Here is a 12,788-nt window from a genome sequence, read left to right on the forward strand (position 1 = left end):
CCTGTATTGCCCTAGTAGCTCAGTGGATAGAGCACGGCTCTCCTAAAGCCGGTGTCGGAGGTTCGATTCCTCTCTGGGGCGCTTTTGTCATCAGGGACTTTCGGTTAACTTTTCCATTCATTTCAGGAAACTCCTTCCAGGTTAAACCGGGTGTTCTAAATTCGGTAACTTTTTGGAAAACTATCCCCGAAACGACGAAAACCGGCCGGTTTCAAGCCCCAGAAAGGCTTTCCGGCCGGTTTTTGCGTGGTAACTCGGCTTCGTTGCACGACCTGTAGGCTACTCGGCATGAAGTCCTTGAAATTCAAGGTCTTCGCCGGTGGCCTTATGGCTTACGCCGCCTTCGGTGGCGCGTTGTCGCCCAACTTCCATTGCTCAATGTCGTCTGAGTCGGGCCTACGCCCGCCCCGTGGAGCAGGCGGAGACGGCTTCTGTTCAGTGTGAGGGCGCGACCAAGAAGCAGCGTCGAGCATGGCAAGGTTCACCCCCACTGCGGCCATAGCCATGCACAGCATCTGCGCTGCCCACCCGCGCATGAGACGAGTCGTCACGTCGCCGGCACCCTGGTACGAGCCGTTTTTGAGCATGGCGTTGCGAGACTCAATGGTGTTGCGGCGGCCGTACTCCTTGCGCCACTCGGCGGTCATAAAGGCCGGGCCGTGCTGAAGGAACTTCGCGCCGTCCTCGGCGGTGTTCTTCAGCGTCACGGTGCGCTGCTGGCAGACTTTCGGGAACGAACGGTTCAGGTTCAACCGTTTCGTGATCTCACGAATGTCGGTTTCGCTACCACCAAGCAGCAAGTCGTCGGGTGCGCGCTTCTGGGCGACCTCCCACACGCTTCGAGCTAGCGCTGCCGCCGCCGGAACAGCAGGGGCCGCGTCTTCCGCTGCACGGTGCGTCACCGCAACCCGCACCACCCCGTTCGCGTCGAGGGCGACGTCGCCGGCTTTGATAAGAGCAACCCCCGGTCCAAGGCCGGCTCCTAAGCCAAGTCCTACAATGACGGTCGCACGCTCGCGGCGAAGCTCGGTGGACTGCGAGACAACCCAATGGTGCAAACGCTGCCAGTCGCCAGGCTCGTACGGTTTGGCGGGCGGCTTTTCGATGTCCCGTCGGTGGTAGAGACTTAACTCTTGGCCGTGCAAAGCCTCATGGATAAGCCTGAACATGTATCGCTCGTCCGCTACCGAATTCCTCGACTTCAAGCCTTCCAGCACTGCGGTCAGGTTCGACTCGCCAAGCACCGTCTCCACGGTGACAGCACGACCAGAGTTGAACACCCTCGCAGACGCGCGGGTGAGCACGCGCAACCCGCCTTTGACGTTGGGGCCCGCCGCGGTGTCCGAAACGAACACTTTCGAGCCGGTTTCCTACTCGACAACCGCCTTGATAGCCGTTTCGCGCACAAAGTCCGCAATGTGCTCCCGAGCGCCGTCGTCGGTGCCCTGGGGGACGTAATTTTCAATGCGGCGCAGGACTTCTTCGCGCTGCTGGTTGGTAAGCGTCTTGCTGCACCGCCTCGGGCCTCGGGTCGGTGCTCGACACGGGTGAACGAGACGGGGCGCTCGGCGCAACCAGGTGCAATAGCAAAGCCAGCACCCCCGCCTAGTGGTTGCGCTACGGTTCGCCGTTGAAGGGCTGTAGCGTGGCAGGCATGGCCCAGTTCCCTCCACCGCGACGCGCATACGCAACGTGGCCCGACGTGGACGTCGAAACGGTGCCCGAGGTCTACCGCAAGGCCTGGGCGCTGCGGGAAAACCTGGTCAAAGCGGTCGAGTACTACGTAGCCAAAGGGTGGGCGAAAAACAGGTCGGACTTCGCCCGCAGGTGCGGGCTGCACCCCTCGGCGCTCTCGCGCTGGGTCACAGGCGACGTGTGGCCGTCTGCCGAGACCGTCGCCGCGGTCGAAGCCGCGGTTCATATGCCCATGTGGTCGTACCAAAAAGCTCCGTCGAGGCGCGGACTGCGCTCGAAGGGCGGGTACGTCTACCCGTAAGTCGTGCGGGTGTGTGCTGGTAATCGTTTCGTTGTTTCGCATGCGTAAAACGCTCGCACACTCGAAAAGTGCACCCCCTGCCAGGCGCAAGTTGGCCCGATTCGATGCGTCGACCCGGAAGGAGTAAACGACGTCGACGCGAGCGGTGAAAGAATGTGCATGCTTGCACGCGAGATTGACCACTTCCGGGTGTGTTATGCGAACTCACTTATGTGAAGGGTTCATGTCTTTTTACCAGTCGAAAACAGGTTCCCCTTACAGGCTGTTTTGTCGGTCCAGTGTCGTGCCCCCGGCTACTGTGATATACGACGAAAACCCACACGAAGAATGCTAAGGAGACACAGTTGGGCAGACAACAACGCCTTGAGCTGACCTGGACGAATAAGGACAAGGCGCTCATTCCTACCGAGCAGGGCCGGTACGGCTACACCTGGGTTGACCCGCGGGACCCGAGGTACTGCGAAACGAGGGTGTTAACGGTTGACGAAACGGTGACCGGAACGAGGGCGGACAAGGAGGACGGCACCACCTACTCCGAGCGGGCAGACCTAACGCCGCAAACAGACAACCTGCTTATTCTGGGCGAGTCCGGCGACGTGCTCGAAGCGCTCACCCGCGTACCCGAGTGGTCTGAAAAGTACGTCAGCAAGGTGAAGTGCATTTACATCGACCCGCCGTTTAACACCGCGCAGACCTTTGCGAATTACGAGGACAATCTGGAGCACTCCGTCTGGCTGACGATGATGCGTGACCGGCTGCTGCACTTGCGGGACTTGCTCAATGAAGACGGGTCGATCTGGGTTCACTTGGATTACGCCGAAAACCACCGCATGAGAACGCTGCTCGATGAGGTGTTCGGCGCGGGGAACTTCCTATCGGAGTTCGTTTGGCAGAAGGCAGACGGTCCGCGTAACGATGCCACGTACTTCTCAACGGATCAGGATGTCATCATCGCCTATCGGAAAACCGATAATTTCTCCGTTAATCGACTACCAAGACCCGCTTGGATGAATACGAGGTTCTCAAACCCGGATAACGACCCAAAGGGTCCGTGGGCGATGGGCGACCCCTGCGCCCCCGACGCCCCGAACAATCAACCGATGGTTTATGCAATTCAACATCCAATTACCGGAGATCTCATGTATCCCTCGCAGGGAAGTTGCTGGCGAATGTCGCCCGCGACTGTCTTTGTGGAGATGAATAAATGGGCACCCTACGAAATGAGGGACATTGGCGACCGTGAGAAACGGGCTGCTGTTTCAGGTGTGAGGGTATCTGAGGCGCAAGACGTCGTTCCAGCGTTGATGCTTACTGAACCACTAGAGGAGTCTACTCGTCGTGTCCGGGAGAAAATAGACTCCGGCGAGACTATGCCGGAGTTGGTTTTCACCAGGAATGGCCTCGGGAGGCTCATGCGTAAGGCACGAATTCCGTCCGGGGGTGTAGTACCAAGAACCCTGTTGCTCAATGAGCAGGTAAGTCACAGCCGCGGTGCGAAAAAAGAGATTGTTGCTCTTTTCCCCGGCACCACAGCTTTCGCCACCCCCAAGCCCGAACGCCTCCTCGAACGCATAATCCACATCGCAACGAACCCCGGAGACGTCGTCCTCGACGTGTTCGCCGGTTCGGGAACCACCGCAGCAGTCGCCCAGAAAATGGGACGCCGCTGGGTCACCTGCGAACTCGTGGAGGACACCTTCAACCGCTTCACCCGCCCACGGCTGGAGAAGGTTATCAATAACGAAGACCAGGGCGGCATCACCATCCAGAAGGAAGAGCGAGCCGACGCGACCGAGGACGGTTTGCCTGAGGGTCTTACCCCAGAGGAAGCGCAGAAGTTCACCTCGCTGCTGAATAAGACCATCAAGAACGACGATGAGCTCAAAAAGAACCCCGCAGTCAAGCAACTCAAGGCCATGACCAAGACCAAGCCAGTCAAGGGTGTCGTCAACTGGCGAGGCGGCGGAGGCTTTCAAGTCGCCCACCTTGAGCCAGCCTGCTTCGACTACGACCCAGAAATTGCGCTTACCACCCTGACCGAGCACGCCACCGGCGATTTGCTCGTGCGTTCCGTGGCCGCCCAGCTCCGTTTCGCACTCACCCCGAGCGACCTGCATTTCGACGGCGAACGCGGCCGTGAGCACCTCGTTGTGGTCGAAGGTGTCCTCGACGAGGAGAAGGTGAGCGAAGTCATGGCGCACCTCCCAGAAGGTCACTCCGTCGTCTTCGCCGCGACTGTGGTTGACGAGAGCGCCCGCGAGCACGTCCGGTCGTTCAAGAACGGCTCGCGAGTCGTTCACGTCCCGCTTGAGATTTTCCCGTACTCCGACACAGCCGACGAGGAGAAGTAACCATGACACAGAAATTGAACCTCTCCTTTGACGAGAACCTGGTTGCAGAGTTAACCGCTAAGTTCGACCTCCGCGCACCGAACGCCGAAGCGCTTGCCGATTTGGTGCAGCGAATCGAAGATGGCAACTACGACGCGTTAGAACCGCTGGTGCTCAACCTTGCAACGGGTGCCGGCAAGACCTACGTCATGGCAGCGTTTATTGAGTACCTGCGCCGTCAAGGCCACCCGAACGTCATGGTGGTCACGCCGACGAAGGTCGTGCAGGACAAGACAGTCCTCGACTTCACCGAGGGCTCGCACCGCTACATTGGCGGCTTCGACGTGCCGCCCCGGCTGGTCGCTCCGGGTGACGTGTCGAACTTGCGAGTCAATGACGCAGCCGCCGGCCTGTTTGTAGGCGAAGGTGCCTCTACGCTCTACGTGTTCAATGTCCAGCAGCTTTTCCCTCCGAAAGACGGCGGCAAGAATGTCGCAACGGGAGACGAAGCGGCGCGCCGCAAGACATGGAAGTTCCAGGAGGACTCCGGCGCGCTGGCGCAACGGTTGATCGACACGGAAGACTTGGTCATTATTGCCGACGAGTCGCTCCTGTTCGGCTCCACTGCGAAGACATTCCGCCAGTCGCTGACTTCGCTGAAACCCGCCGTGACTGTGGGGCTGACCGCCTCGCCAGACAAGGGCGACGACGTTGTCTACCGCTACCCGCTGTGGCGGGCTATCCAGGACGGCTACGTCAAGCAACCGGTGCTGGTCTACCGCGAATCAGGCTACGACTCGGAAGATCGCCAACTCCAAGACGCATTGTCGCTTTTGGCTATCAAGGAAGAGGCATACGCGAACTACAGGGCGGCCCACCCGAACGGCAAGCAGACCAAACCGCTGCTGTTCGTGGTCTGCTCTGGGGTGCCTCACGCCACTGAGGTTGCCGAGCGCCTGCGCGGCCCCGGCTTCGTAGGCGACCCGCTTGCAGTGCTCCAGGTGGACAACGAGCACAACGACAACACCACCCAGTCGTTCTTGCGCTCCCTCGACACAGACAACTCCCCGGTTCGGGTGATCGTCTCAGTCAACAAGTTGCGTGAGGGTTGGGACACCAAGCGCATTGCCGTGATGTGTACCCTTCGCACAATGGGCTCTGAAGTACTCACCCAGCAGGTCATGGGCCGAGGCCTTCGTCTGCCGTTCGGGGCGCTCACAGGTGTTCCTGCCATAGACGAACTCGACATTTTGTCGCATGAGTCCTTCGTCAAACTTTTGGAAAACGAAAACGTCCTCAAACAGTTCGGCATCGAGGACGCGGTGCGAGAAGGCGACGGCAAGAAGGTCATCGTCCCCCCTGGCACGACCAACCCACCGCACGTGGGAACCGGTACGGGCGCCGGTGCTACGGGTGGCACCGCTACTGGCACCGGCGAGACCGGCACCACAGTGCAACCTGGCGAGGACACTGGCACCTCCGGTGACTTTCCTGACACCCCAGCAGTTGACCGCACCGTCGGCACACGAGCGCTCACCGACGAAGACGACATTGGAAAAGACGTTGAGGTATTCACCCCGGTAATCGTCAACATCAACGAGAAATTCGCCGGCACCACCTTCGACTTCCCATCTTCGACCATGACGAAAACGAAAAAGCAGTTCGACCTGGTCGACATCCCAAACTCCGTCATTGTCGAACGCGCGGACAAGGTCACCGACACCGACGAGTACCTGGCCCGAACGAAGATCGGTGTGGCAGACGAGGGCAACAAAATCGAACTCGACAACGACGACCGCTCCGCCGTGCCGAGTTTCAAACAGACTCCTTCCCAAGTCGCCGCGGAACTCATCCGCCGCGTCATGGGTTCGGGCACGGTTGCCGCGACGGCAGAGAACACGAGCCAACTCAAGCGCCGCATCGTGCCGACATTCATGGAGGCGACGAAGATCGAGCAGTGGACGGAGAAGGCCAAGGAGTCCGCGGCCCGACACCTGCGTGAACTCGTCATTGAAGAGTCTAGGAAAGCAAACGCCCAGACCGGGACCGCGGTGGCGATCCACCCGGTGGCCCTCCCGATTGACGACTCGTTCGTCCTCGACCTCGACAAGAAGGTCCTCGACCTGCTCGACCGGCAGGAAAAGACCGCGGGTAAGGCAGGTTTTAGCAACGCGGAATACTACGGCACCTGGAAGAAGGGGTTATTTGAGGCCGCGCGCTTCGACTCGTTTACCGGCGAGTACCGCCTGGCGGCTCTGCTTGACCTCGACCCCAACGTGGTGTGGTGGAAGCGTATTTACGCCCACGAAGGTGCGCGGGTGGCCTACACCCCGCACAACTCCTACGTTCCGGACTTTGTCGTATTCGACAAGGACGGAACCCACTGGATCGTCGAAGCCAAGGAAAACCGCGGCCGCGACGACGGGCGCGTCCAGGCCAAACGTGCAGCCGCCGAGCGCGTGGTGCGCCAGCTCGTGGGTATGCCGGAGTACGAGGACCAGACCTGGGGCTACCTCATTGCCTACGAGGACGACATTGCCTCTTCCGACTCGTGGGCCGACTTGGTTGCCGGTTCGGTGACGGAACGGATGCCGAGGTTGTAGTCGTGCGCAAAAGCCGGACCGTAGAACGTACCTGCGGTACGGCTTCTCGCTTTGTGAGGCGGGGTTCCCTACCAGCCCGCTCTAAAGTGAAGGCTCCGTGCCTGGACGAATGAAGCCGTTATCCAAGTTTAGGTAGTCACATCAGCTAGAGAACGATGCCCGACAGCGTGCCCCTCGTAACGCCGTTGACGTTCAACTCCAGCACCGCTTGTTTATCTGACGGGTCCCATTCAACGTAAGGAATCACGACCCGGAACTCCGTCTCGGAGTACTCGTGGCGGAAGTCAACGCACATGGTTGCCCCGGTCGCCCTCAACGCCAACGACATTGTATCTCGCTCAAAACCATCAAACTTGGCGTTGAACGTATGCGTGTCGGTGTAAAGACCGAACGTGGCGTAGCCCAAAAACGGCTCGCCCGTGAACTGCCACGCGACGGTCAACGCTTCGGTTCCCACCTCGACTCTCGCGGCGGTGAGTTCCGCTTCGGACGAGTTCCGCGCTGCGTCCGCGATGCGCTGGATGTCCTCATTAGGTGTGTTCATTGCGAAGCTACTTCCTCTCTCTAGTGGATGTGGTTCAAAGGGTAGCGCCACGTTCGCGTTGTCCGACGGCGGTAATGACCGAAGAACGAGAGGAGCAAACGTATCGAACCGTTCCGAAATACATACTGAATCGCGGGACGAGTTTGCTTTTTAGCCTGACAGAGTCGACGGGGTGTTCGAAAGAAAACGAGGCACGTCGCGGCGGCCATTACGCTTAACGTGTCGATTCCCGTTTCGAAGGAGAATGATGCTCGGCTACAGAAATTTTGCCCTGCTTGAACTGGACGTTAACCAAGGACACCAACGATTTGAGTTTGCTGACGATAGCGCACAGTCGGGTGCTATCACCTGCCCGGTGTGCGGAGAAGGAAAGACGGTCAACATCGCCTGGGCCACCGACAGGCGCAACTTCGTTGAAACCGGGTACCGCTGGATGGTCTGCCAAGATTGCTGCGGAGCTTCAATCAGCATTTTTCGGGAGGGTGGTGGCGAGGAGATCTACCCGCCGCGGACACAACAGCAACCTATCGACAACCTACCTGGCGACGTTGCAGAGATGTGGGAGGAAGCGAACCTCACATACTCTGTTGGCGCCTACACCAGCGCGGTGCTTATGTGCCGCAAGATAGTCTTCGCTGCTGCTGTTCGTTGCGGTCTACCAGAGAAAAACGACAGGGGCTGGGCACCAAAGTTCGAAGAGTGCGTGAATTTTTTAGTAAATGAGGGAATTCTCACTAAGCGCATCAAGGACAGTTGGGCTGACAGCATTCGACTCTGGGGCAATGCCGCCACTCACGAGCTGAAATCCGTGAGGCAATCCACCGCGATGAAGGCCATCGAGTTCGCCCAGATGATCCTTCGCATGGCCTTTGAGTTTGAGGGAAACGCAAGGACCGAAAACGAGTCTTGAGGGTAGTCCCCCGAAACGACACCCGCCCCGCTAACCGCTGCGCAACCCGTTCCGACCGGCGACAATACACCCATGCCAGCTGCGAAAGAACTCACCCCGCGCCAACGCAACCAGCTCGGCTGGCGGCTGGGTTACGTCCGTTAGCGTGGCTGCCGCGCAGCCCGGCTCGATCATGCGCCGCGGGGTCAGCAGATCATGCCCCCGACGCCCCCGCGGCCACTGGCGGCCTCGCGCAGCGAACCGACCCTGCCGCCGAATTAGGGCACAATCTTGCGCTCAAATTAAGTGAGCCTTACCATGCTAGAGGTTTGTCAACTAAGCCTAGGCTTACTTACCTGAAGGGTGAATCGTGAAAGTATCACGGACGTTCGCAGCGCTGCTGTTGTCGCTCATGGCAGTGCTCGGCCTCGCTGGCTGCGCATCGGATTCTGGCAGCGGCGGAGACAACAACGGCGACGGCGGAAAATCCGGCGAGACTGCGCTCACCGTGACGGACGCGGCGGGCCGGACGGTGGAGTTCGACAAGCAGCCGGAGCGCATTCTCCTCGGCGAGGGGCGCGGGGTCTTCGCCACGTCGATCCTGCTGGATGACCCGTTTGAGAAGGTCGTGGCGTACGGCGACGACCTTGACAAGGCAGCGTCGGCGATGCGCGCGAAAATGCTGGAGAAGTTCCCGGGCGCCAAAGATCTGCCGATGATCGGGTCGCTGCAAAAGGGCGATGTCACCGTGGAGAACCTCTTGGCGCAAAAGCCGGACGTCGTCGTGATGACTCTCGACCAGAAGAAGGTCGTCGAGCAGAACGGATTCCTCGCCGACATGGACAAGGCCGGCCTGAAGTACGTGTTCTCGGACTTCCGCCAGGATCCGCTGAAGAACACCCCGGTGTCCATGACGCTCTTCGGTGAGCTCTTCGGCAAGCAGGAGCGCGCGAAGAAGTACAACGAATTCTGGGAAGGCAAGGTCACCGACATTACCGAGCGGGCGGCCAAGACCACCGAGAAGCCGAAGACGGCGGTGTGGATGGCTGCCGGTTTCAACGACTGCTGCTCCATCGCCGGCGACGCCAACCTGGGCAAGCTCGTGACTGCGGCCGGCGGCCACAACATCGGCCCCGACATCCTGGGCACGGACGAGACCACCATCACCCCGGAGAAGCTCGTCGAGGTCAACCCGGAGCGGCTGATCGTCTCCGGCGGCGAGTGGGCGCGCGACCCGCAGAAGACCGACGCGTTCCGCCACGTTGAGCTGGGCTACCACGCGGATGCTGCTACCGCACAGAGCACCTTCGACGGCCCGCTGCAGACACCGGGCATGGACCAGCTGACCGCCCCCACGTCGGGGCACTACTACGCCGTTTACCACCAGTTCTACGACAGCCCGTACAACGTGTTCGCGCTCGAGGCCTTCGCGAAGTGGTTCCACCCGGAGGAATTCAGCGACCTGGATCCGGCGAAGGACTTCGAAAAGTTCCACGACGAGTGGATGCCGATCGAGTACAGCGGCACGTTCTTCCTCGACAGCCAGGCCGTTCACCAGTAACAACGAGTGACGGGAAGGACTCAATGACCACACGCGTAGTGCCCGACTCCGACGTCGCGGAGGATTCGCCGGAGCGCGCGATTGATAGTTACAGGCGGCGGAGTCGTCGAAAAGCAATCGCGATTGCCGTGCTTGTCGCGGCGGCGATCGCGAGCTTCCTCGTCGCAGTCGTCGTGGGGCCCATTGAGCTCTCCCTGTCGGAGGTCTTTCGGGCCGTCTTCTCCCCCGAATCCGTCGACGAGCAAACCGAGACCGTCGTGCGCACGCTGCGCCTTCCCGCGGCGGTGATGGCGGTGCTCGTCGGGGCGAGCCTGGGGCTGTCCGGCGCGCAGATGCAAACGATCTTGGACAACCCGCTCGCGGAGCCGTTCACCCTCGGCATTTCGGCGGCGGCGGCGCTCGGCGCGGCGGTGTCCATCGTCATGGGCTGGACGTTGATCTTCAACGCGCAGCTCAACCTCGCGCTCACCGCGGCGTTGTCGGCGCTGTTCGCGGTGCTCATCATCGCGGGCGCGGCGATCTGGCGCGGCGCCAGCGCGGAATCGATGATCCTGCTCGGCATCGCGCTGTCGTTTTTCTTCCAGGCGCTGCTCTCGCTGCTGCAGTACGTGGCCAGCAACGAGGCGCTCCAGCAGATCGTGTTCTGGACGATGGGCTCCATGCAGCGCGCGTCGTGGTCCGCAAACATCGTGCTCGCCGTCGTATTCGCCGCCGCGGTCCCCTTCTGCGTGGCCAACTCGTGGCGCCTCACCGCGCTGAGGCTTGGCGACGACCGCGCCGCCGCCCTCGGCATCGACGTCCAGCGCCTCCGCGTGAGCACCCTGCTGGTCGCGTCGCTCCTGGCGGCCGCTTCGGTGGCGTTCACCGGCGTGATCGGCTTCATTGGGCTCGTTGGACCGCACATCGCGCGCATGATCGTCGGCGAGGACCAGAAGTTCTTCCTCCCCGGCGCGGCCGCGGCGGGCGCGATGCTGCTGGGTCTGGCCTACGCGGTCTCCTTGTCGATCATCCCGGGCGTGGCCATCCCGCTGGGCATCATCACCTCGCTGGTGGGCGTCCCGTTCTTTGTGTTCCTCATCTTCACTCGTACGCGCGGAAGGAGGGGGTAGCCCATGGCGATCAGCACGACAGACCTCGTTGTCCGTTACGGGCGCACCAAAATCATCGACGGCATGACGTTCGGCCCGCTGCGCAGCGGTGCCATCACCGGCCTCATCGGCCCGAACGGCGCCGGCAAGTCGACGCTGGTGAAGACACTCGCCGGCATTAACAAACCCTCTGGCGGCAGCACCGACATCGTCGTTGACGGCCGCACCCTCACCGGCACAGAGCGCGTGCGCAACGTCGGCTACGTGCCGCAAGACATGCTTTCGCGGGCGACACTCACGGCCTTCGAGTCCATCATGGTCTCCGCCCGCCGCCGCGGCGAAGGCACCAGCGCCGCGCTGGAAAAGTCCGCGGCGGTCATGCACCGCCTCGGCATTACGCGCCTGTCGGACCGGATGATCTCCGACATGTCCGGCGGCCAGCGCCAGCTCGTCGCCGTCGCCCAGATGCTCGTGCGCGAGCCGCGCATCATGCTTCTCGACGAACCCACCTCCGCCCTCGACCTGCGCCACCAAGTGGAGCTTTTGCAGATCATCCAGGACGAGGTCCGCGGCAGTAACCGGCAGGCTTTGGTGGCCCTGCACGATCTCAACCTCGCCGCGCGTTTCTGCGACGAGCTGCTCGTGGTCAAGGACGGCCAGGCGATCGCGCAGGGAAGCCCCGCCGACGTGCTCACCCCTGAGCTACTCGAGCGGGTCTACGGGATCAGCGCCCGCATCATCAACGACGCCGGTGTGCCCATCGTTTGCCCGGTGCTGCGCTTGCCGCGACGCGACAACCCCACGGACGTGCATCCGGAGATCCCCGTCGACTCCGGGGCCAGCCTGCCTTAAGCGCCGGGGGCGTCGTCGGCCTGGCTCGTTGGCTCTGCGAGCTTGTCGAGCGCGGCGAGGTGGCCCTCGAGGGCCCTCTCGCCAGCGCGGGTCAGCGTCACCCACACGGAGTCCTTCGCCCGGCTGGAACCGTACTCGCGGAAGCGAGAAATGTATCCGTGCTGTTCTAGCGCCGTGAGCTGTTTTGACAGTGTGGCATCAGACAGGTCGGTGACCTCGCGCAGGCGCGAGAACTTCATCTCGCGGCGAGTGGTCCCCTCGGTCGCGCCCCCGGCGCGCAAGGCCGCGCATATTTTCAGGCGGTTGAGCGGGTGAATGACGGGATCGATCAATGGAACCTCCGCCACGTGAGGCCGTAGAACAACGTCATCGCCGCGGCTGTCAGCACACCGACAACGACACCGGCTGTCGCATTGCCGTCAGGAAAGTAATGCATGAAAACCTGCATGCCGACGTACACGACGGTGTACACCGCGAGGAAAGCGAGCGCTGATTTCCAGCTCCATCGTCCTTCATCTGCGTGGGGATCTTGCTTCATTGACGCTCGGACAGGCTGCCTGCTCCCCTGCTCCACGTAGATGACCAGCCCCAATGCGAGGAGGAAAGCGGCCAGGCCCAAGAAACTGCCGGCGAGCGCTGCGCCGGCGCCGAGGCCCATGAAGATTCCCACCAGTGAGATCAGCCCCCATGGCACCGGAATGTCGCGGGCGCGTGTCTCCACGTCCCGCACGGCTGCGAGGGATTCGGTCGCCTCGCGCAGACCGATAGCTGGCCGGGGAGTCTCGTTGTTTTCCACAACGGATAATATATTGCTTTCCGCAATGGAAATCAAGGGTCAGCAGCAGCGAGAACACGAAGACGCGTAGAACGGGGAGCGCTTCGCGCGCCGGTTCATTGATAAGCTCCGGCGAACGAGCGCCCCCGT

The 12,788-nt window shown here is 61.3% G+C and carries 11 protein-coding genes and 1 tRNA gene; 8 read left to right on the forward strand and 4 right to left on the reverse strand.

The window, feature by feature from the left end:
• The first annotated feature begins 8 nt into the window (after positions 1–8).
• Positions 9–81: transfer RNA gene (locus BLT81_RS07015), tRNA-Arg, on the forward strand.
• A gap of 251 nt (positions 82–332) precedes the next feature.
• Here BLT81_RS07015 and BLT81_RS07020 read toward each other — a convergent pair.
• Positions 333–1,355, reverse strand: a complete 1,023-nt coding sequence (locus BLT81_RS07020) for a hypothetical protein (protein WP_019194250.1) — start codon at positions 1,353–1,355, stop codon at positions 333–335.
• A gap of 299 nt (positions 1,356–1,654) precedes the next feature.
• Here BLT81_RS07020 and BLT81_RS07025 point away from each other — a divergent pair, with 299 nt between their 5' ends.
• The 3 genes from BLT81_RS07025 (at position 1,655) to BLT81_RS07035 (ending at position 6,929) form a co-directional block, all read left to right on the forward strand.
• Complete coding sequence (locus tag BLT81_RS07025) at positions 1,655–1,996, forward strand: helix-turn-helix domain-containing protein (RefSeq protein ID WP_040421303.1); 342 nt, start codon at positions 1,655–1,657, stop codon at positions 1,994–1,996.
• 344 nt (positions 1,997–2,340) lie between these two features.
• Positions 2,341–4,347, forward strand: coding sequence for a site-specific DNA-methyltransferase (locus BLT81_RS07030; RefSeq protein ID WP_019194252.1), 2,007 nt, complete (start codon positions 2,341–2,343; stop codon positions 4,345–4,347).
• Positions 4,348–4,349: 2 nt separating this feature from the next.
• The gene (locus tag BLT81_RS07035; RefSeq protein WP_019194253.1) at positions 4,350–6,929 is read left to right on the forward strand and encodes a DEAD/DEAH box helicase; all 2,580 of its coding nucleotides are present in this window, start codon (positions 4,350–4,352) and stop codon (positions 6,927–6,929) included.
• A 145-nt stretch (positions 6,930–7,074) separates the two neighbouring features.
• Here the strand turns inward: BLT81_RS07035 and BLT81_RS07040 are convergent, their stop codons facing one another.
• Positions 7,075–7,473 (reverse strand): hypothetical protein, encoded by a 399-nt coding sequence (locus BLT81_RS07040; RefSeq protein ID WP_019194254.1) that lies wholly within the window; start codon positions 7,471–7,473, stop codon positions 7,075–7,077.
• Between the two features lie 244 nt (positions 7,474–7,717).
• Here BLT81_RS07040 and BLT81_RS07045 point away from each other — a divergent pair, with 244 nt between their 5' ends.
• The 4 genes from BLT81_RS07045 to BLT81_RS07060 all read left to right on the forward strand — a co-directional run bounded on the left by BLT81_RS07045 (position 7,718) and on the right by BLT81_RS07060 (position 11,863).
• Positions 7,718–8,383 carry a DUF4145 domain-containing protein gene (locus BLT81_RS07045; RefSeq protein ID WP_019194255.1) on the forward strand — a complete coding sequence of 222 codons (666 nt, stop codon included), beginning with the start codon at positions 7,718–7,720 and terminating at the stop codon, positions 8,381–8,383.
• Between the two features lie 349 nt (positions 8,384–8,732).
• Entirely contained in the window at positions 8,733–9,923 is a 1,191-nt protein-coding gene (locus BLT81_RS07050; protein ID WP_040421305.1) for an ABC transporter substrate-binding protein, read from the forward strand.
• Positions 9,924–9,946: 23 nt separating this feature from the next.
• Complete coding sequence (locus tag BLT81_RS07055) at positions 9,947–11,032, forward strand: FecCD family ABC transporter permease (RefSeq protein ID WP_051011464.1); 1,086 nt, start codon at positions 9,947–9,949, stop codon at positions 11,030–11,032.
• 3 nt (positions 11,033–11,035) lie between these two features.
• Positions 11,036–11,863, forward strand: coding sequence for an ABC transporter ATP-binding protein (locus tag BLT81_RS07060; protein WP_019194258.1), 828 nt, complete (start codon positions 11,036–11,038; stop codon positions 11,861–11,863).
• Here the strand turns inward: BLT81_RS07060 and BLT81_RS07065 are convergent.
• Together BLT81_RS07065 and BLT81_RS07070 are read right to left on the reverse strand one after the other, a co-directional pair.
• On the reverse strand, positions 11,860–12,195 hold the full coding sequence (locus BLT81_RS07065; protein WP_019194259.1) for a transcriptional regulator: 336 nt from the start codon (positions 12,193–12,195) through the stop codon (positions 11,860–11,862). The two genes, BLT81_RS07060 and BLT81_RS07065, sit on opposite strands and share 4 nt — an antisense overlap.
• A complete protein-coding gene (locus tag BLT81_RS07070; RefSeq protein ID WP_019194260.1) occupies positions 12,192–12,659 on the reverse strand; it encodes a hypothetical protein in 468 nt (155 codons plus the stop codon). The genes BLT81_RS07065 and BLT81_RS07070 overlap by 4 nt, the downstream gene beginning before the upstream one ends.
• Positions 12,660–12,788 lie beyond the last annotated feature (129 nt).

The sequence above is a fragment of the Corynebacterium timonense genome (assembly GCF_900105305.1).
Taxonomy (GTDB): domain Bacteria; phylum Actinomycetota; class Actinomycetes; order Mycobacteriales; family Mycobacteriaceae; genus Corynebacterium; species Corynebacterium timonense.

Bases quoted from the DNA above. Each gene is read 5' to 3' on its own strand.
- BLT81_RS07055 (WP_051011464.1), top strand. From the start codon at position 9,947: ATGACCACACGCGTAGTGCCCGACTCCGACGTCGCGGAGGATTCGCCG.
- BLT81_RS07035 (WP_019194253.1), top strand. From the start codon at position 4,350: ATGACACAGAAATTGAACCTCTCCTTTGACGAGAACCTGGTTGCAGAG.
- BLT81_RS07045 (WP_019194255.1), top strand. From the start codon at position 7,718: ATGATGCTCGGCTACAGAAATTTTGCCCTGCTTGAACTGGACGTTAAC.
- BLT81_RS07040 (WP_019194254.1), bottom strand. From the start codon at position 7,473: ATGAACACACCTAATGAGGACATCCAGCGCATCGCGGACGCAGCGCGG.
- BLT81_RS07025 (WP_040421303.1), top strand. From the start codon at position 1,655: ATGGCCCAGTTCCCTCCACCGCGACGCGCATACGCAACGTGGCCCGAC.
- BLT81_RS07060 (WP_019194258.1), top strand. From the start codon at position 11,036: ATGGCGATCAGCACGACAGACCTCGTTGTCCGTTACGGGCGCACCAAA.